Annotated in this window: 11 protein-coding genes and 1 pseudogene; 6 read left to right on the top strand and 6 right to left on the bottom strand. The window is 44.1% G+C overall.

What is annotated here, in order from left to right:
* The first annotated feature begins 57 nt into the window (after window positions 1–57).
* Genes AACV78_RS19440 through AACV78_RS19430 form a run of 3 tightly spaced genes read left to right on the top strand, consistent with a single transcriptional unit; the run spans window position 58 to window position 1032 of the window.
* Window positions 58–300, top strand: coding sequence for an AbrB/MazE/SpoVT family DNA-binding domain-containing protein (locus AACV78_RS19440; protein WP_194012669.1), 243 nt, complete (start codon window positions 58–60; stop codon window positions 298–300).
* The gene (gene mazF, locus AACV78_RS19435; protein WP_339383726.1) at window positions 297–641 is read left to right on the top strand and encodes an endoribonuclease MazF; all 345 of its coding nucleotides are present in this window, start codon (window positions 297–299) and stop codon (window positions 639–641) included. The genes AACV78_RS19440 and mazF overlap by 4 nt, the downstream gene beginning before the upstream one ends.
* 4 nt (window positions 642–645) lie before the next feature.
* Window positions 646–1032 (top strand): DUF433 domain-containing protein, encoded by a 387-nt coding sequence (locus AACV78_RS19430; RefSeq protein WP_228041967.1) that lies wholly within the window; start codon window positions 646–648, stop codon window positions 1030–1032.
* Here AACV78_RS19430 and AACV78_RS19425 read toward each other — a convergent pair.
* The 6 genes and pseudogenes from AACV78_RS19425 to AACV78_RS19400 all read right to left on the bottom strand — a co-directional run bounded on the left by AACV78_RS19425 (window position 981) and on the right by AACV78_RS19400 (window position 13257).
* A complete protein-coding gene (locus tag AACV78_RS19425; protein ID WP_194012667.1) occupies window positions 981–1553 on the bottom strand; it encodes a hypothetical protein in 573 nt (190 codons plus the stop codon). The two genes, AACV78_RS19430 and AACV78_RS19425, sit on opposite strands and share 52 nt — an antisense overlap.
* A 524-nt stretch (window positions 1554–2077) precedes the next feature.
* Window positions 2078–2707 (bottom strand): aminotransferase class V-fold PLP-dependent enzyme, encoded by a 630-nt coding sequence (locus tag AACV78_RS19420; protein WP_339383737.1) that lies wholly within the window; start codon window positions 2705–2707, stop codon window positions 2078–2080.
* A gap of 84 nt (window positions 2708–2791) precedes the next feature.
* A pseudogene (locus AACV78_RS19415) lies at window positions 2792–3760 on the bottom strand (AAA-like domain-containing protein); the annotation flags it as partial.
* Window positions 3761–3762: 2 nt separating this feature from the next.
* A complete protein-coding gene (locus AACV78_RS19410) occupies window positions 3763–7359 on the bottom strand; it encodes an AAA-like domain-containing protein (RefSeq protein ID WP_194012037.1) in 3597 nt (1198 codons plus the stop codon).
* A 27-nt stretch (window positions 7360–7386) separates the two neighbouring features.
* Entirely contained in the window at window positions 7387–10923 is a 3537-nt protein-coding gene (locus AACV78_RS19405; protein WP_194012038.1) for a WD40 domain-containing protein, read from the bottom strand.
* Between the two features lie 1011 nt (window positions 10924–11934).
* The gene (locus AACV78_RS19400) at window positions 11935–13257 is read right to left on the bottom strand and encodes an AAA-like domain-containing protein (protein WP_194012040.1); all 1323 of its coding nucleotides are present in this window, start codon (window positions 13255–13257) and stop codon (window positions 11935–11937) included.
* Window positions 13258–13979: 722 nt separating this feature from the next.
* Between AACV78_RS19400 and AACV78_RS19395 the strand changes: the two genes are divergently transcribed.
* From AACV78_RS19395 to AACV78_RS19385, 3 genes are all read left to right on the top strand, one after another.
* Window positions 13980–15509: a sensor histidine kinase gene (locus AACV78_RS19395; RefSeq protein WP_228041966.1), complete on the top strand. Its 1530-nt coding sequence runs from the start codon at window positions 13980–13982 to the stop codon at window positions 15507–15509.
* 145 nt (window positions 15510–15654) lie between these two features.
* A complete protein-coding gene (locus AACV78_RS19390; RefSeq protein ID WP_194012042.1) occupies window positions 15655–18726 on the top strand; it encodes an ATP-binding protein in 3072 nt (1023 codons plus the stop codon).
* A gap of 36 nt (window positions 18727–18762) precedes the next feature.
* A complete protein-coding gene (locus AACV78_RS19385) occupies window positions 18763–19896 on the top strand; it encodes an adenylate/guanylate cyclase domain-containing protein (RefSeq protein WP_194012043.1) in 1134 nt (377 codons plus the stop codon).
* Window positions 19897–20454 lie beyond the last annotated feature (558 nt).

Below are 20454 nucleotides of genomic sequence, written 5' to 3'. Positions count from 1 at the left end.
ATTTCTTTAAAAAGGGTAAATTACTCAGAGTTCTATCACTAGCTAGAGGTTCAGGCTATGGTTGCGACGATCGCAAAGTGGGGAAACAGTCTTGCTATTCGGATTCCACAGAATTTAGCTAAAGAGATTAATTTGGCTGAGGGTTCCCAAGTGCAGCTTGTCTTGATAGATGGCAAACTGACGATCGAGCCTATTACTCGTCGGCGGTATTCGCTTGAGGAGCTAATTGAGGCAATTACGCCAGAGAATGTTCATACTGAGGTTGATACTGGAGTTGCTGTGGGGAACGAAGTTTGGTGACACAATCAAATCCCTACGTTCCGAGTCGAGGCGATATCGTTTATTTAGACTTTGATCCAACTAAGGGACACGAGCAAAAAGGACTTAGACCTGCTTTTGTGCTGTCGCCTCGTTCATACAACGAGAAAAGCTCCTTAGCTCTATTCATGCCTATTACAAAACAACAAAAAAGATATCCTTTTGAAGTTATCCTACCGGCTGGATTGAAAGTTCAGGGGGTAATTCTTGCAGATCAAATTAAGTGTTTAGACTGGAAAGCTCGCGGTATTCGATTGGTTGAGTCTGTATCTCAAGATGTAATTGAAGAGGTACAAGCTAAAATAGACCCGTTGTTATTGTAAAAGCATGAAGTTAACGGGGCTGGATAAATCAGACGATCGCGCTTTTCCTGAAATTACCTATGTGCGGGGCGCTAGCGACGAATTCGTCCCCGTTTTGCGCGGCACTCGCTTGCGCGTGCAAACAGTAGTTATTGCAGCCCAGAAATGGGGTTTTTCGCCAAACCAAATTGCCGCTGAGTATGATTTAAGTGAAGCTCAAGTGAACGATGTTCTCGCTTTTTATGCAGCCCACTCTCAGGAAATAGATGCCTGTATTGACGCTAAGAAAATTATCGAACCCGTAACTCGTCGGCGGTATTCCCTTGAGGAGTTGGTTGAAGCGATCGCGCCTGAGAATCTTCATAATGAGATTGATAGTGGAGTTGCTGTGGGGAATGAAGTAACAAATTGATCTTGTTCAGAAAGTTCGCCCGCGATCGCAGATGAGTCAACCTCATTTTCCGGTACAGATAGTACAATAAATCCCTCTCTATTATTGTCCCATTTCAAGTTATTTTTAATCTGACCAATACACTCACTAACATTCTGCTGATATAGACTATCTATGCGATCGCAGTGCCATTCAAATACCACAACCCATTGAGATTGCTCAGTCAAAATAAACTTGAGAAAATCATCAAAACTTTTGCCTTCCCAATCTATCTCTGAACCATTCACCTCGGATTCTAACAAGTCTAATGCTTTCCCTTGCACGGAAAAATTCAGCCATTGCATACTTCCATAAGCGGGGGGTAAGCGCTTGATTATATGGGGCGGAATTTCCCGCTCTACTAATTTTATATATTTGCCCCAAAGGTAATATTTTTCACCTTGGGGATATTCTACATCACCCCAAGTAAAAGTTTCCTGATGACATTCTAAATACTCAAGAGTCTGTCTTGTCGAAAGTAATATTTCAAAACAGGCATCCATAATTTCTCCTTTAGTTAATCAACATCTCTGCGATACCACCAAAATTGTTGCAATCCAGATTCCCATCTTTTCTGTTCCCAATTGTAGCGGAATTCGTGGATATGGGGGTTGGGATGATCGGATGGGCGATCGTGATCCGTCCAATCGACTCTACCCCAAGGCACATCATAGCCATTAGCTTTCGGCCAAGTTGATGAAGGAAAGGTTGCTGACTGGCGGTAACAAATATTATTACTTCCATCTCTTCTTCCAAGTGTTGTATGGGGTCTTCCTTCTGCTAGCGGATCTGGTAAGGGGATATCCTCTCCCTTTATTGTTTGTTGTGTCAGAGAGAATTCTGGTATGTAATACTCGCTGTTTGTTGACAGAACTTTCTCCTTGTTTAACTAAATTTAACGCGACTTACACATCCAAACCAAAGAAACCGGGTTTTTGGCCGTTTCTGTAGCTGTAACCAAGTATTCTTGCAAAAATCCGGTTTCTGACTACCCGTGCGTCCAAGACTATAAATAAACTCGCCCGGCCTATACTACTTGAGTTGCGATCGCCCCAACCAACGTATCAATCTCCACCTCCGTGGTAAAATAGTGAACGCAAGCCCGCACGCAATCAGGAGAAAGAATTGTCCGCACCATAATTCCCTGTTTCTCCAACAAATCAACTAACTGCTTGTGCGGCATCCCGTTAGTTAATCTAAACGAAACCAAACCAGCTTCCGGCGCAGATTTTCGCAAACATTCTACATCGGGAAGTTCCGACAAACATTCCCAGAGATACTTACTCAAACGGCAAATTTCTGCATACCTTTTCTCGATCGTACCCCATTCATGTTGCAGGGCGATCGCACTCCGCAAACCCGCATACAAAGGATAAGCCGAAGTCGCAATTTCATAGCGCTGCGATCCAGACTTCCACCCAAGGACTTTAGCATTAGCATCCGTCACAATTCCCCGCCAACCGATAAACACCGGATGCAAATCTGCCAAAGCTTCAGCACTCACATAAAGTCCCCCCAAACCTTCCGGGCCGCCCCACCATTTGTGACCAGTAAAAGCATAAAAGTCAACCCCAGAGTCAATCAAATTCAAAGGCAAAACCCCCACAGATTGAGCCGCATCAACTAATACTCTAACTTTTTTATTCTTGGCAGGCAATTCCTCTTGTAACCCCCCTTGAATTAGGGATAAATCCTCTTGTCCCCCCCCTTGCCAAGGGGGGGTTAGGGGGGGTTCTGATTGTAAGATTTGCTGGTAAATTCCGAGCAATCTACTGGTTTTTTGTTCGTTGCGAAGGATGCGATCGCGGATTGTTTTCAAATGCTCTGGTTCGTCGCAGGCTGGCCAGTGGTCGATGATGCGCGATCGCACTAAATTTTCCACCCAAAATGCCTCCGTTCCTGGGGGAATAGTTAAAATTTGGCTATCATTCTCTTGACTAATATTCGCTACTATGTTGCAAAGCTTTTGCGTAAGAAAAGGTTGCCCGCCAGTCCAATTTAAGATTTCTTTTAAAACAGGCACTGCATTGTTTACACTTGTTTCTAATCCCGCCAGTAAAGGCTGCGCTTCCTCAAAGGTAAATCCTGGCAAATCAATTGCCGTTCCAATATTAAATGGAGTCCGATTTTTGTCAGCAATTAAGTCGCTAGGGGTAGCGACTCCAAAAATGGCAAAGGTAAGGCGATTATACTCTGGATTAAGGGCGCGTTGGTTGTAGCAAAACCGAATTAAGGCAAAAAAGTCATCAACGGGAAAATCTAAGCCTAAAATACTATCTATTTCATCGACAAAGATAAAAATTTTATCTTGGGGGAATTGAACGAGCAGGATATTTTCTATAAAATGACTCAATCTTTGCAGCAGGGAAACTTCTTCTTCATCTCGCCACCAAGTTTTTAAATTGATTTTCCCTAAAAGATTGAAGCCGCGCCACAGTTCGGCGGCGACTCCTTTATACCACTGCAAAGGGGTAATATTTTCGCTGCCAGTGCGGGTTAAATCGAGGGTAGTGCATTGATAGCCTTGCGATTTTAGTCGGTGTAGGGTGCGGACTAATAGGGAAGATTTTCCCATTTGTCTGGAGTTTAGGACGTAACAAAACTCACCGGCTATTAAAGCTTCGTAGAGTTGCGAATCTGCTTTTCGCATCACATAGGTTCCGGCATTGGTGGCAAGACTTCCGCCGACTTGATATTCGAGTTTACTCATAATTATTCCCTCCTATGAACTCCTGGGGAGAAATAGTCGCACAAATGTCTGTCCTCTTCCTTCACATCAGCATTTGTTCGCAAATAATCCCGCACCCAGTCGCAACCAAAAGCCAGCGGATCTGTATTGAGAATTCGCTTCACATTCCACAAAATCGCCGTTTGGTCGTGGCTGGCGGAGGCAAGGAAAGTGCCGTCGGAACTAAAGGAAACTTTTGTCACCAAACCTCTATGTCCCGTGAGCGTCCGTAGGGGCAGTGCCCCCGTGCCTGCCCTGCCGTTTTTATTCCAGAGTTTCACCGTGTTATCCAGACTTGCCGTAGCAACGATTTCACCATCCGGGCTAAAGGAAACTCCCTGCACTGCCTGTGTGTGACCTTTAAGCGTTCGCAGGAGCATTGTTTTGTGAGGAACTGAGGTGTCTGAGGACTCTAATTTCCAAAGTTTGGCGGTGCCATCTGTACTGGCTGAGGCGATTGTCTTGCCATCGGGACTGAAACTGACCCCCATAATCATAGCCTGATGGGCATCAATCGCCTGCAACAAAGTGCCATCGGGCTTCCAGATAGCGAGAGTACCGCTGCTACCGACGGCGGCTAAAGCTTTTCCATCAGGGCTAAAGGCCACACTCCAGAAGCCGCTGCCATCTAGCTTCAGAACTCGCACTAACACGCCGTCTGGCTGCCAGAGTTTTACCGTGCCGTCTGAGCTTGCGGAGGCAATAATTTTACCGTCAGGACTCCAAGCAATTCCGTAAACTACACCTTTGTGGGCGTTGATTTCTCTCAGAAATCTGCCATCCTTGTGCCAGAGTTTAACTGTTTTTTCGCCCCCTGAAGCAATGAGTTTACCGTCAGGACTGAATGCCACATCCCAAAGCCCCCCTGTACCCTCCTTAAGCGTCCGTAGGGGCAGTGCCCCCGTGCCTGCCCCATCGACGCGCCAAAGTTTCACCGTGCCGTCTGTACTGGCAGTGGCGACGATTTTACCGTCAGGAGCGAAAGCAGCTCTATAAACAGCAGCGTCGTGACCTAGCAGGGGCCAGAAAAAAATGTTTTTTGGCTGCCAAAGTTTGACAGCATTTCCTATACCCAGCGAAGCAATTGATTTGCCGTCACGACTGAAATCGATATTCCATACGGCACCGCGATGTCCTGCAAAAGTTCTGATATCTTTGCCGTCTTTGCTCCAAAATTTGATTGTGCGATCGCCGCTGGCTGTGGCGACAATCTCACCGTCAGGACTGAAATCTACACTCTCAACGCCCGATGCGTGACCCTTAAGGATTCGCAGGGGCTGTAACTCTTCGTCTGACGGGGTATGGGAGCGCCAAAGTTTAACAGTCTTATCCATGCTGGCGGAGGCAAATATCTCGCCGTCAGGACTGAACTCGACCTCCCAAATGGCAGCGCTGTGCCCTTGAAACGTTCGCAGTAACTTTACTGTGTCCCAGAATAAGCCGTCTTTTTTCCACAATCGAATCGTCCCCTCCGCACTTCCGCTAACGAGCATTTCCCCGTCGGGGCTAAAGCTCAGGCTCCTCACCGCATCGGTGCGATCGAGAATGGTTAATAAATTGCCGTTTTTGTTCCAGAGTTTAACGGTGTTATTCTCACCGGATGCAGCTAAAGTCTCGCCATCTGGACTGAACGCCACACCGTTAAACTCGGTGCTGTGTCCCTCAAGGCTGTGCAGGAGTTTCGGGCTCTGCCAAGACGTTCCCTGTTGCTGCCAAACTTTAACTTTGCCCTCTCCACTGGCGCAAGCGAGGAGTTTGCTGTCGGGGCTAAAAGCCATCCTCCACACTATACCGTTGTGGGGAAGAGTCGTAATCAGGGTGCCATCTCGCTGCCAGAGTTTGACCTCGTTATCTGTACTTGCAGAGGCAATGGTTCCAGCGTCGGGACTGATTGCTAATCTATACAGTGTCGCCTGATGTCCTGACAAGCGGTTGAACTCCGACGCTCCATAAACGGCCTGCTCTAGTAATAATTGCACGCGATTTTCTAGTTCGGGATTTGCCCCACCGAGTTGTTGCAGTTTGCGCTTGGCTTTGATGGCGGCAATGAGGCTGTCTAATTTTTGCTCTAAGGTGAAGAGGGCTTCGGAGGATGTGGCGATCGCTTCTATTTCACTTATGGTAGCTCTTCGATATTGCCAGAATGCTGCTGTTCCGAGAAAGAGGGCGATCGCTAATGCCAAAGAGAGTGCAGCAATAAACCACTTTTGCCGTCTGGCATTTTTTTTCTCGACGCTGAGTCGCGCTTCCACTTCCTTGCTGCGTTCGGCTTCTAAAGCTTGTTGAACTTCTCGCCTGTCTATTTCTTCGCTAGCAGCTAAAAAGTGATAATCCAAATCGCTCAAACTTTTTCCCTGCGCCCAACTTTGAGCATCTTTCAAAGCTTGTCCGCGCAACAGTCGGGAGTAATCTGTTTGTTTGGCAGCGATCCAAGCATCGAATGCTTGGGAGTAAGGACGCAGCGATATTAATTTTTTTTCTAGCCAGTAGAAGTTGAATACTTCTTGATAAATCCGGTTTTTAACTATCAGCAATCCTGCTTTTTTTTCGACTAATCCCGATAGTAGCAGTTCGATTTGCTCTCGGCTGTCATCTGTTGGCACTTCCACACCTTGTAAGATTTGCTGGTAAATGCCGAGCAATCTGCCTGCGCGTTGTTCGTTTCGCAAAATGCGATCGCGTATAGTTTTGAAATGCTCCGGCTCGTCTTGCGATTCCCATTTATCAATGATTTTATCCCGCACCAACGATTCCACAAAAAATCCCTCTGTTCCCGGTGGTATTTTTAAATCGCCGCTGCGGGATTCTCTAGCACTTCTTACCACCAATTCACATATTTTTTGAGTTAAAAATGGCTGTCCTCCAGTCCAAGCTATGATTTCTTTGATAACTGCTGGCGGATTGGTTATTACATTTTTTAATCCTTTCGCTAGTGGCTGTGCTTCCTCCAATTGAAATCCCTGCAAATCGATCGCTCGTCCGATATTAAAAGGAGTTCGATTTTTATCGGCGATTAAATCGCTGGGTGTGGCTACTCCGAAAATGGCGAAGGTAATCCGGTTGTATTCGGGATTGATGGCTCTTTGGTTGTAACAATACCTAATTAAAGCAAAAAAATCATCGACGGCAAAATCCAATCCCAGAATGCTATCAATTTCATCGACAAATATAAAAATTTTGTCTTCAGGAAACTTAGCTAACAAAATGTCTTCAATAAAATAGCTCAATCTTTGCAAAAAGGAAACTTCTTCTTCTTGCCACCAAGTTTTTAAATTCACTTTTCCTAAGAGATTGAAGCTGCGCCACAAATCGCCAACGATTCCTTTATACCACTGTAAAGGCGTGATATTTTCGGTGCCGATGCGCGTCATGTCGATCGTACTGCATTGAAATCCTTCTGCTTGCAGTCGATGGAAGGTGCGTACCAGCAGCGAAGATTTGCCCATTTGACGGGAGTTGAGGACGTAACAAAACTCGCCGTTTTTTAAGGCTTGATAGAGTTGGTCATCTGCTTTTCGTTTGGCATAAGTGGGTGAATCACTGGCGAGACTGCCACCGATTTGATATTGGTAATTGTTCATGGTTTTGAGTTCATGGTTTTTGAGACTTTAGCGATCGCCCACTCGATCGCACAAATGTCTGTCCTCCTCCTTCGCATCAACATTTGTTCGCAGATAATCCCGCACGCGATCGCAACCAGACGCTAGTACCCGATCTAACTCTACACTCCGCTCTAAATTCCACAGAATTACCGTTTTGTCCTCAGAACCAGAAGCAAGAGTTTTGCCGTCAGAACTAAAAGCTAAAGACCCCACCCGTGCGCTATGTCCCATCAGGGTTGTAATCTCAGTACCGTCACGTTGCCAGAGTTTGATCGTACCGTCACTACCCCCTGTCGCGATCGTTTTATTGTCAGGACTAAAAGCCACACTCCAAATTCCAGAGGTATGTCCCTTGAGAGTGTGTAGCAACTTACCATCACGACTCCAAAGTTTAGCCGTTTTGTCATCACTCGCCGAAACAATTACCTCTCCGTCCGGGCTGAAAGCTACACCAAAAACTAAACTGCTGTGACCTTGAAGGGTCTTAATTAACTTACCATTCAGCCGCCAAAGCTTAACGGTCTTGTCTCCACTTGTTGAGGCAATAATCTCCCCGTCAGGATTAAAAGCTACCCCCCACACCCCAGCTTTGTGTCCTCTCAGAGCAGTCAATTCGGTTCCGTCTAACCGCCAAAGTTTGACTGTTCTATCACCACTGGAAGAAGCAATGATTTTGCCGTCAGGACTAAAAACGATTCTCCTCATATCCACTCCTCCTGGGAGAGTTTTCAATAAAGTACCATCAGCACTCCAAAGTTTAACGGCTTTGTCCGCACTAGCTACAGCAATAATTTTACTATCGGGGCTGATGGCAACACCACTAAACGCAGAGTTAGGCCCCTCAAATCGCCTCAGTAACTTACCGTCTCTGTGCCAAAGAAGAACCTCGTTTCCGCTTGATGAAACAACTAACTGTTGATTCTTGCTTAAAGCGACTCCCCAAATGCCAGCAGTATGTCTCCGCAGAATTGTCAGCAAGGAGTTACTAAATTTCCAGAGTTTAACAGTGCCATCAAAAGAAGTCGATGCGAGATATTCGCCATTGTGACTAAATGAAAGATCGCTAATTGCGCTGTTATGTGCTTTGATTGTGGTGAGTAAGGTGCCGTCAATGTTCCAGAGTTTGAGTATTTGGTTATCAGAACCAGAGGCGATCGTTTCTCCATCGGGGCTAAAAGCTAATGCCTGAATTCCCGCGTCATGGGCGGCAATTGTCCTTAACAAAGTGCCGTCACGGTGCCAGAGTTTAATAGTACCGTCTCCAGTGCCGGCAGCAATGGTATTACTATTAGGACTAAAGGCAATGGATAAGACTGGAGATTGATTTTGTGAAAGCGTTTTGTACAAAGTGCCATCGCGCCGCCAGATTTTCACCGTGCTATCTTCAGAAGCGGAGGCAATTAACTCTCCATCTGGGCTAAAAACTGCTTTTCTGACTACGCCAAGATGCCCTGTTAGTGTCTTGAACAACGTGCCATTGCGCCGCCAAAGTTTCACCGTACTGTCTTGGGAAGCTGAGACAATTAATTCTCCATCTGGGCTAAACTTGACGCTGTAAATTGGAGCTTTATGTCCTGTGAGAGTGTGTAGAGGTAGTGCTGCTTTATCTGTGCTACTGTTAAGCTGCCAGAGTTTGATTGTTAAGTCTCCACTCCCCGAAACGATAAGCTGGCGATCGGGACTGATGGCAACTCCGATAACGGGTGCTATATGTGCTTTGAAGGTGCGAATTAATCTGCCATCTTGATGCCAAATTTGCACGTCTCCGTCGCTTGTCCCCACAGCGATAATCTCATCGTCAGGACTAATGGCTAAGGCATTGATCCAACCACTATTGCCTGAAAAACGGTTGTATTCAATTGCTCCATAAATTGCCCGACGTAGCGCCGATTCAACCATGCCATTTGTCGGGCGATCTGTGCCGTTTAATAGTTGTAGTTCTTTTCGGGCTTTGAGGGCTTCTATTAAGGCATCTAACCGCTTATCTAAGGCAAATAGGGCTTCGGAATACCGTGTTATGCTTTGAATTTTACCAATTTTTTCGTTGCGTTGGCTTTGAGTGGCTTGATGATATTGTGAAAAGGCGATCGCTCCCAATGCTACAGCTAAGATTAATGCCATACTCAGTGTCACTATAAAGTATTTTTGTCGTCTGGCATTTTTTTTCTGTTCGAGCAGTCGCGCTTCAACTTCTGTTAGTCGTGCTGATTCTAGTGATTGTTGCACCTCGATTCGGTCTAATTTTTCACTTTGGGATAAAAACTGATAATCTAGGTCGCTTAAACTTTTGCCTCGCGCCCAATTTTGAGCGTCAATCAATGCTTTTCCGCGCAATAGCCGCGATTTATCTTGTTGTTTTGCCGCCAACCACGCATCGAAGTTTTGCGAGTAAGGACGCAGAGATATTAATTTTTTTTCTACCCAATTGAAATCGAATACTTCTTGATAAATTCGGTTTTTAACTTGCAGAAAATTGTGCTTTTTTTCTACCAATCCACTTAAAATAAGTTCGATTTGTTCGCGACTATCATCGGAGGCGACGGGCCCGCACGCACCATCCACCGCCCCTGCGCTTTGCAATATTTGCTGGTAAATGCCGAGCAATCTGCCGGCGCGTTGTTCGTCACGGAGGAGGCGATCGCGTATAGTTTTGAAATGCTCCGGCTCGTCTTGCGATTCCCATTTATCGATGATTTTATCCCGCACCAACGATTCCACAAAAAATCCCTCTGTTCCCGGTGGTATTTTTAAATCGCCGCTGCGGGATTCTCTAGCAGTTCTTACCACCAATTCACATATTTTTTGAGTTAAAAATGGCTGTCCTCCAGTCCAAGCTATGATTTCTTTGATAACTGCTGGCGGATTGGTTATTACATTTTTTAATCCTTTCGCTAGTGGCTGTGCTTCCTCCAATTGAAATCCCTGCAAATCGATCGCTCGTCCGATATTAAAAGGAGTTCGATTTTTATCGGCGATTAAATCGCTGGGTGTGGCTACTCCGAAAATGGCGAAGGTAATCCGGTTGTATTCGGGATTGATGGCTCTTTGGTTGTAACAATACCTAATTAAAGCAAAAAAATCATCGACGGCAAAATCCAATCCCAGAATGCTATCAATTTCATCGACAAATATAAAAATTTTGTCTTCAGGAAACTTAGCTAACAAAATGTCTTCAATAAAATAGCTCAATCTTTGCAAAAAGGAAACTTCTTCTTCTTTCCACCAAGTTTTTAAATTCACTTTTCCTAAGAGATTGAAGCTGCGCCACAAATCGCCAACGATTCCTTTATACCACTGTAAAGGCGTGATATTTTCGGTACCGATGCGCGTCATGTCGATCGTACTGCATTGAAATCCTTCTGCTTGCAGTCGATGGAAGGTGCGTACCAGCAGCGAAGATTTGCCCATTTGACGGGAGTTGAGGACGTAACAAAACTCGCCGTTTTTCAAGGCTTGATAGAGTTGGTCATCTGCTTGCCGCACTACGTATGTAGGGGCATCACTGGCAAGACTGCCGCCGATTTGGTATGTTACCTCGGTCATGTCATCTATTAGTTAGTTAAAAGGTGAAAATTTACTAAAAAAAAAGGCAGTTTGAGTGTGGTTTTTGTCAGCATTCCTACTTGATTATAATCCCTCGGTAACATTCAGATTTCTACAGCATTTGCTTTGATAATATAGCAATCTCAAGAAAAATATGTAGGGGTAGTACCCCCGTGCCTACCCCTTATCTATCGGCGAAACCACGGGGGGATTCCCCCTACAACAATTACACAACTGATGCGAGGATTGCTATAGAAGCCATTTGACATCTTTGAGTTTTTGGTTGGGTGACGAGAAACATAGAGAGAAACCCGGTTTCTGAGATTTACGCTCATGGCGAGAAACCGGGTATTCTTGGAGTTTTTGGGTTGGGTGACGAGAAATATAGAGAAAAACTGGTTTCTGAGATTTACGCTCATGGCGAGAAACCGGGTATTCTTGGAGTTTTTGGTTGGGTGACGAGAAATATAGAGAGAAACCCGGTTTCTGAGATTTACGCAGAATAGATATCGAAACCGGGTTTCTACGAGTTTTTGGGTGACGAGAAATATAGAGAGAAACCCGGTTTCTGAGATTTACGCAGAATAGATATCGAAACCGGGTTTCTACGAGTTTTTGGGTGACGAGAAATATAGAGAGAAACCCGGTTTCTGAGATTTACGCAAGGGGCGAGAAACCGGGTATTCTTGGAGTTTTGGGTTGGGTGACGAGAAATATAGAGAGAAACCCGGTTTCTGAGATTTACGCAAGGGGCGAGAAACCGGGTTTCTACGAGTTTTTGGGTGACGAGAAATATAGAGAGAAACCCGGTTTCTGAGATTTACGCAAGGGGCGAGAAACCGGGTATTCTTGGAGTTTTTGGGTGACGAGAAATATAGAGAGAAACCCGGTTTCTGAGATTTACGCAGAATAGATATCAAATGGGTTTTATAGAGGTGATGATGTGGTGCAATCCCTCGCGTTCCCCGATTTAAACTTAACAGCAGCACAGGTTTTTACGGTAGGCAATCACTAAATAAAGTTTGGCGAACCAAAATACAGGCGGTACAACTCGCAGCTCAGCGTACAGCGGTTGTTATCGATATGAATTAGCCCCATACTCACTAATTTGCAAGCTACTACTGGCTCTAATTCCAGACCGCGCTCAGATTTTACCACTTGTTTCAGGGCAATTGCGAGTTCGGTATCTGCTTGCAATGTTACCCAAAAATTCCGCAAGTAATCTTTATAAATTCCTCCTATGGTGGGAGCTTCTTGCAAAAGCATATCTAGCGTTACAGCCTTTTGATAGAGATGGTAAAAAGCGAGCCGGACTAGATAAGGATGTCCCCCCACCATTGCCATCAGCCGCTCGGCATCGGGGCTATCTGTCCAATCGAGTCCGTAACGCTGCGCTAAAGCAAGTATCTGCTCTTCTGTAAAATAGGGCAATTGCAGCGGCAAACCGACATTAAAAGGTGATTCAGTGAGCTTTAAAGGAATATAAATTTCTGTGGAATGAAGGACAATCAACCGCAGTTTTTCCAAGGTTTTATTCCGTTTTGCTTCTTCATGCCAGCTTCGCAGCAGCGGCAAGAATTCTCTGGCAATTTTGGGATACTCAAAAATTCTATTGACTTCATTTAAAGCTAAGACTAAAGGGCGATTTATTTCAGTTAATATATATTGCTGCAAATAAATGGTACAGCTTACTTTGCTGCCCATATCTTCATCCCAAAAATCATCTAATAAAGGTGGCAAATCTAGATGCCTGCTGATGTTGGCACAAAACCACCGTAAAAATTTATCGAGGTTGTCTAAAACCGCTTCCTCAGCTTGCTGAAAATCCAAACTTACAGTTCGGTAGCCAAGAGAATTAGCGCGGTCTAAAATTCGCAGCAAAAGTGAACTTTTACCCATCTTCCTGGGAGCTTTTATCCGCAGAACACTCCCTGGCTTGGCAATTTCTTGATAGGCTAGTTCTTCAATTAGCGGGTGATTGATATAAAATGGCGAACCGAGGGGTACGGGAGAGCCGGGATATTCTAAAGGTGTTGCTAGGCATTGGCTGCGGGTGAATTTTTCAATTAATTCTGCTTCCTCTGCGGTTAAGGAACGCGATTCTATAGAGGAGCGAAAATTGGATTTACTAATAGGTATGTGGAAGATTTCAGAGAGAGATTGCCACAAGCCAGAGGCGATGTTTCTCAGGTAATGCTCTCCGTAATGAGAGGCAGATGCGATGCTTGTATAAGTCTTTCCTTCCCAAACTTGGCGGAGTAGGATTTCTTGTACGGGATGTAAATCTTTTTGCGATCGCGCACGAGTTAGCTGTAGTACCTCATCTATGGTCATAATTGGCAATTGCCGGTAAGTTTATAGTTGATATTATCACTTGTGATGTAATTTAAAGCTGAGTTGGCATCAATTTAAAGTTAAACCTTCAGCAGCGACTTAAGTCCCTGGCGGCTAAATGTGACACTAATGAAGAGTCAACCCGAATCTACAGGTTTTTGAGAAGGGTTATTTTTGGCGAGTTAAATCCGTGACATCCGTTAAATTTTGTGCTAGCCCCGTTGTATGACAAGCGAATTTCAAAGGTGGTACCCGCCAAGTGCTCGATCCGTGGAATCAATCGGGAGCATCTGGAATCTCAAATCCTCAAGCCCGATCCTCGATCCGCGGGGTCAATCCAAAATCTAAAATCTAAAATCTAAAATCGAATGAGTGGTGGCTGAGTGCCGCAACCCAATTTCAAGAGGCGCTGGCGGGGTTAGCTTTCAGGTAGCAGCGCTGAGTTTTTCCAAAGCAATTGGCCAAAATGTCATGTAGGTGTCACAGTTCGTCGTGAAGCTAAAAGTAAGAATGTGACAGTTGACATCGCTCTATATTAATAGATTGATGTTAATTTAATTAAAAGTAGTTTCAAATCGCTGCATCGACTCATCACAAGTGTTCAGTCCAAAAGTCTAATTTTACTTTTGGTTGCAGGATGGTTGGGAAATCGTCCGGCAATATCCTTTTCCCAAAATTGGCTAGCAAATAACCTAGTTTATTTCACACAAATGGTTCATAAAATGTTTTCTAACTATTTTATTCCTCACGGTCATTGCTATTTGTGGAAGCCTGGATTGGTGGGGCTGCACATTTTGTCTGATGCTTTGATTGCTTGCGCTTATTTTGCGATACCCATCACGCTGATTTATATTGTCAAGAAGCGAAAAGATGTGCCTTTTGACTGGATTTTCATGTTGTTTGGCTCTTTTATTGTCTGCTGCGGCATTACCCACGTTATGGAAATATGGACGCTGTGGCATCCTAATTATTGGTTCTCTGGTTTTCTGAAAGCGATTACGGCGCTAGTTTCGCTATCCACAGCAGCAGTGCTGGTGGAACTAATCCCAAAAATCTTGGCTATCCCCAGTCCCGATCGATTGGCGGCGGCAAATTTGGCTTTACAAAATGAGATTGGCGATCGCAAGCAAGCTCAGGAAGAACTCTCTCAATTAATGCTGGAGTTGGAAAAGCGAGTTATTGAAAGGACGCAAGCTTTAAAGGTTGCTAACGAGCTTTTGCAACAGGAAAATCGCGATCGCTCCTTGGCTGAAACTTCATTGCGACATTCTGAAGCTCAACTGTTAAAACAAACTCAGCAGCTCGAAAACACTCTACAACAACTCACAAATGCCCAAACCCAACTCGTGCAAACTGAAAAAATGTCTTCTTTGGGGCAAATGGTAGCTGGCATTGCTCACGAAATCAACAACCCTGTTAACTTCATCTATGGTAATCTGATTCCTGCCCGGGAATACATTCAAGAGCTTTTGGGATTGATTAAGTTTTATCAAGCTTATTACCCTACTCCTCCACCGGAAATTGCAGACAAGATTAACAGCATCGAACTCGACTTTATTTTAGAAGACTTGCAAAAAATTTTTAGTTCGATTAAAGTTGGAGCTGAGCGCATCAAAGATATCGTTAAATCTTTACGCACCTTCTCCCGCTTAGACGAAGCCGATATGAAAAAGGTAAATATTCATGAAGGTATCGACAGCACTTTAATGCTTTTGCAGCACCGCCTGAAAGAACAGCCATACCGTCCGGCTATCCAAGTGATTAAAGACTATGGAAATTTGCCAGATTTGGAATGCTACGCCGGACAGCTCAACCAAGTATTTATGAATATTTGTTCTAATGCGATTGATGCTTTAGAACAGATGGCGGTGCAGAAGCATTCGGTCAAAAAAGACTGTTGGGGGAAAAATTTACCCGATCGCTTGCAATATGCCCATTGCAAACGGCTAACAATTCGCATCCGCACGCTTGTAGTTGACGGCAAGTGGGTGCAGATTCACATTGCTGATAATGGCAGCGGCATAGATGCTGAGGCGATCGCTAAAATTTACGATCCATTTTATACGACTAAACCTATCGGTTATGGTACAGGTCTGGGTTTGGCAATTTCTTATCAAATTATTCAAAGCCATGAAGGTTATTTGCGCTGCACTTCCGAGGTTGGGATGGGTACTGAGTTTATTATTAAAATTCCCTTAAGATCCCAACCTCAGCCAGCAACTTTTGCTGAAAAAGTTTTGGTAAAGCTGTAAATGTTGATTCATCCCGTTTTTGTAAATCAACTTGTAGGGCGGTTGATTATAACCAGCCCCAACCTAGAGACAGGGCTGGCTATAAAAACCCACCTCACAAGAACCAGAAGAGTGTTGCACTTAATATAATTTGCCTGTAAAAATCATGTGGGAAATAGTCAAAAACATCTTTTCTCCAACTCAGTATATGCCGCACGGTCACTGCTATCTGTGGCAAACGCCTTTGGTGTGGCTGCACGTAACCGGCGACTTTTTAATCGCGATCGCCTACTATTCAATTCCGGCGATGCTGATTTATTTTATTCTGAAGCGACGCGACATTCCGTTCTCAGGAATATTTGCTTTATTTAGTACATTTATTGTTCTTTGCGGTACGGGTCACTTGATAGACATTTGGACGCTGTGGCATTCCGCTTATTGGCTGTCCGGGATTGAAAAAGGAGTGACTGGCCTCGTTTCCTGCTACACTGCCGGAACACTGTTCGGGCTAATTCCGCAGTTTTTATCATTAAAAAGTCCTCAAGAATTAGAAGAGATTAATATCAAATTACAGCGGGAAATCGCGGTGCGTGAAAATGCAGAATTAGCTCTGCGCTGCGCCTATGAAGATTTAGAAATTAAAGTGCAAGAGCGTACCGCACAGTTGACAGAAACCAACACTTCCTTGGAAAGGGAAGCTCGCGATCGCCAGCAAGCAGAGTTAAAATTGCGCTCTGTTACCGAACGCTTGCAATATTTGTTGGCTACTACTCCGGCAGTTATTTTTAGCTGCAAATTAGGGGGGAATTATGACGTAACATTTGTCAGCGAGAACATTGTTTCAATGATGGGCTACGAAGCGCGACAATTTGTGGATGGTTCCCTGGATTGGCACAGCCTCGTTCACCCCGAGGATCGAGAGATTATAGATACTGCCTTCGCTCAGATATTGCAAAAAGAATTGATTTCCTACGAATACCGCGAACTGCACAAAGATGGTAGTTATCGCTGGATTCACGATGAGGTTAAGTTGGTCAAAGATGCTGCTGGCATACCTGTGGAGTGTGTTGGTTATGGAGTAGATATTACCGACCGCAAACAGGCAGAAGCAGCTTTGCTACAGCAACTAAAAAGAGAGCGGCTGGTGAATTCCATTCAAGAGCGGATTCGCTCTTCTCTTAACCTAGAAGAAGTTCTGACAGTGGCTGTTGAAGAAGTTCGCGAGTTCTTGTCAACTGATCGGACGGTTATTTACCGATTCAACCCAGATTGGAGCGGATTTATAGCTGTCGAATCGGTAGCGATGGGTGTGATGCCGATTCAAGGAATTGACATTAACGATCCTTGTTTTCGGACAGACTACGTTGCTGTTTACGAACAGGGACACATTCGCGCGATCGACAATATTTATACGGCTGCTATTTCAGAGTGCCACATTAATTTACTCAGCCAGTTTCAAATTAAAGCTAACCTCGTAGTTCCCATTTTGCAAGGACAAAATTTATGGGGCTTACTAATTGCTCATCACTGCCGCAGTCAAAAACAGTGGAACTCTTCTGAGATAGAATCTCTCAAACAAATTTCCGTACAGCTAGCAATTGCCATCCAGCAATGTACGCTATTTGAACAAGCGAAAACAGAAATTGCCGATCGCAAGTTGGCAGAAGCAGCGCTGCAAAAAGCTGTCAGAGTGGCTGATGCCGCCAACGTCGCCAAAAGTGAATTTCTTTCTTCTATGAGTCACGAATTGCGTACTCCCCTGAATGCTATTCTGGGATTTAGTCAGGTGATGGTACGCGATTCATCCCTAAACAACGAACACCAACAACACTTAGGAATTATTAATCGCGCCGGGGAACATTTGCTTTCGCTAATTAATGATATTTTGGAAATGTCCAAAATTGAAGCAGGCAGAATTCAACTTAATGAAAGCAGTTTTAATTTAATTCGCCTGCTAGAAACCCTAGAAGAAATGTTTCGACTGAAAGCTAAATCTAAGAGATTGCAGCTAAAATTTGAAATAGCCCAAAATGTACCGTACTTTGTTAATGGAGATGAGGGTAAATTGCGCCAGATTTTGATTAATCTTGTCGGAAATGCCATTAAGTTTACAGAGACGGGTAGCGTTACCTTGCGAATGAAAAACAAGGTAGAAGAAAATTTGGCTACTGAAAATGTAGAGTTAAAAAACACGGAAAGAAAAGCCGCCGACAGGGGATGTGAAAAGTCTGCCCCTGCGATTTGTGATTGTGCAAAGGCGAATTCTATTCGCCCGGTATCTTTACACCTTCAGTTTGAAATTCAAGATACTGGCCCCGGCATTGCTGCAGAAGAAATGAATAAGTTATTTCTACCATTCGAGCAAACAAAAGCAGGTTATAAATCCGAACAGGGAAGCGGACTAGGCTTACCAATTAGTCGCAAATTTGTCCAAATGATGGGAGGGGATATTGTTGTCAGCAGTACACCTGATTTTGGAAGTACGTTTTCATTTGATATTCAACTGGGTCTTGCCGATGCCACCGAAATTCAAATGCTTAAACCGCATAAAAAAGTCATTGGTTTAGCACCAGATCAACCAGAGTACCGGATTTTGGTGGTTGACGATCGTGCGGATAATTGTCTAGTGATAGATAGATTATTGTCACCGCTAGGCTTCCTCGTGCGAGAAGCTAAAAATGGTCAAGAAGCTATTAAGGTATGGGAAGATTGGCAACCGCACCTGATTTGGATGGATATGCAGATGCCTGTAATGAATGGTTATGAAGCAACCAGACAAATTAAATCTCATCCTCTCGGAAAAGAAACGGTGATTGTCGCTCTCACAGCTAGCGCTTTTGAAGAGGAAAGAAAAACTATTTTAGCAGCGGGATGCGACGATTTTATGCGTAAACCGTTTGAGGCTAAAATCTTGTTTGCTATCATAGAGAAATACTTAGAACTTCGCTATATTTACGATGAATCTGTTGATAATAATCTTGAAAACGAAAGCGAATTGAGTGGGGTTGGCAGCAATGAATCCGTAGGATTACAACTCGCTCAAATGCCTAGTGAGTGGCTGGATAATATCTATGATGCTGCTCATGAATGCTACGATGATAAGATTCTTCGGTTGATTGAGGGGATGCCTGTAGAGTTTGCTGCCTCTGCAAAGGTTTTAACTGATTTAGCACGTGATTTCCTGTTTGATGATATTATTGAGTTAGCGAAGTCTGCCATTAAGGCCTGTGACTCTTAATATATTGGATTTTGAAAAAATACGGTTAGCGATCGCATGAACAGCAATCAGTCTCCTACAATTCCAGCCACCATTTTAGTAGTTGATGATAAACCAGATAACGTGCGGCTTTTATCTACAATCCTAACGGAGCAAGGCTATCAGGTTCGCAAAGCGTTGAACGGAAAAAGAGCTCTGGCGACGGTGCAGGAGTTTCCGCCGACTCTAGTTCTGCTGGATGTGATGATGCCAGAAATGAATGGATATGAGGTGTGTGCAAACTTGAAAGCTTCACCAAAAACCAGTTCGATTCCCGTGATTTTTTTAAGCGCCTTAGATGACGCTTCAGATAAGGTGAAAGCCTTTGATGTGGGAGCTGTTGATTATATTACTAAACCTTTTCAAGGTAAAGAAGTATTAGCACGTGTGGCAAATCAATTAATAATTCAAAATCAGCAACGACTACTCCAACACCAAACTAAACAACTACAAGAGTTGGTCGATCGATTGCAAAAGGAAATTAAAGACCGGCAGAATGTTGAGCTAGCTTTACGGCTGGCTCAAAACAAATCGGATCATTTATTGCTGAATATTTTACCGGCTGCGATTGTTGAAAATTTAAAAAAAGGCGAGGGTTCTGCTGCTGAAAGGTTTGAGTCAGCAACAGTTCTTTTTGCAGATATTGTCGATTTTACGTCTCTTGCTGCCAGCATTTCACCGCTAGAATTGGTAAGGTTTCTCAATAAAATTTTTTCAAAGTTTGACGAACTAACTGAAAAACACGGTTTGGAAAAAATTAAAACAATTGGGGATGCTTATATGGTGGCGGGGGGTTTACCTGTGCCGATGGCAGATCATGTAGGGGCGATCGCAAATATGGCGTTGGATATGCAGGATGCGATCGCAGATTTTAAAACCGACACGGGCGAACCCATCCAAATTCGGATTGGCATTAATACAGGCCCAGTAGTTGCTGGGGTGATTGGCACTAAAAAATTTATTTATGACTTGTGGGGAGATACTGTTAATGTTGCTTCTCGCATGGAATGTCAAGGATTACCGGGATATATTCAAGTGACTTCTGCTGTTTGCGAGCAGTTAAAAGAGCGGTATGTATTGGAGGAAAGAGGCGCGATCGCGGTTAAAGGTAAAGGAGAGTTAATTGTTTATTGGCTAAAGGCTAAAAAATAGAGTTAAAACTCATTGCTAAGTTATATAGTCTTTCGAGCTCTCATATGAGGTACTATCCGGGATTGGGCATTGGGCATTGGCCCGCGCAGGGCATTGGGCATTGGCCCGCGCAGGGCATTGGGCATACCTCACCACGCTTGAAAACCGTTATAGCACAATACGATTTACTTAAGTTATCAGTTGTAGGGTGCGTCACTCGTTTAATTTTAGTTGCGGGGCGAGAGTTGTTCTTGGCGACGCACCCTACGTTGACTAAAATTATTCAATCTAAAATCGACTGAATTCTCAGATAGTGTCGGATCGATTTACCACAATAAGTAATACCAATTTCATAAAGTAGCGCTAGACATTACCCCCCCAACCCCCCCCGATGCTTTGGGGGGGCTAAAACTTCATCTATACCATATCTTTAGAAAAATGGTATAAGGTCATTACTCACAAGTTAAGCTAAAAGCACTATTGTCAATGAGTAATTTTACTCATTTTTTACCTGTTGACCCAATTAAAATATGACTCCATTTGTTCCTTTATTATTGAAAAAAAATTGTTCGGGACTTC

Origin of the sequence: Tychonema sp. LEGE 07196, assembly GCF_963890365.1 — a bacterium.
Taxonomy (GTDB): domain Bacteria; phylum Cyanobacteriota; class Cyanobacteriia; order Cyanobacteriales; family Microcoleaceae; genus Microcoleus.
Note: the sequence above shows the minus strand (reverse complement) of the source record. Positions and strands in the feature narration are given on the sequence as shown.

What these genes read in the sequence shown, in the direction of transcription:
- AACV78_RS19440 (WP_194012669.1), top strand. Translation starts at nt 58, where the DNA reads ATGGTTGCGACGATCGCAAAGTGGGGAAACAGTCTTGCTATTCGGATT.
- AACV78_RS19430 (WP_228041967.1), top strand. Translation starts at nt 646, where the DNA reads ATGAAGTTAACGGGGCTGGATAAATCAGACGATCGCGCTTTTCCTGAA.
- AACV78_RS19425 (WP_194012667.1), bottom strand. Translation starts at nt 1,553, where the DNA reads ATGGATGCCTGTTTTGAAATATTACTTTCGACAAGACAGACTCTTGAG.
- AACV78_RS19410 (WP_194012037.1), bottom strand. Translation starts at nt 7,359, where the DNA reads ATGAACAATTACCAATATCAAATCGGTGGCAGTCTCGCCAGTGATTCA.
- AACV78_RS19405 (WP_194012038.1), bottom strand. Translation starts at nt 10,923, where the DNA reads ATGACCGAGGTAACATACCAAATCGGCGGCAGTCTTGCCAGTGATGCC.
- AACV78_RS19400 (WP_194012040.1), bottom strand. Translation starts at nt 13,257, where the DNA reads ATGACCATAGATGAGGTACTACAGCTAACTCGTGCGCGATCGCAAAAA.
- AACV78_RS19395 (WP_228041966.1), top strand. Translation starts at nt 13,980, where the DNA reads ATGTTTTCTAACTATTTTATTCCTCACGGTCATTGCTATTTGTGGAAG.
- AACV78_RS19390 (WP_194012042.1), top strand. Translation starts at nt 15,655, where the DNA reads ATGTGGGAAATAGTCAAAAACATCTTTTCTCCAACTCAGTATATGCCG.
- AACV78_RS19385 (WP_194012043.1), top strand. Translation starts at nt 18,763, where the DNA reads ATGAACAGCAATCAGTCTCCTACAATTCCAGCCACCATTTTAGTAGTT.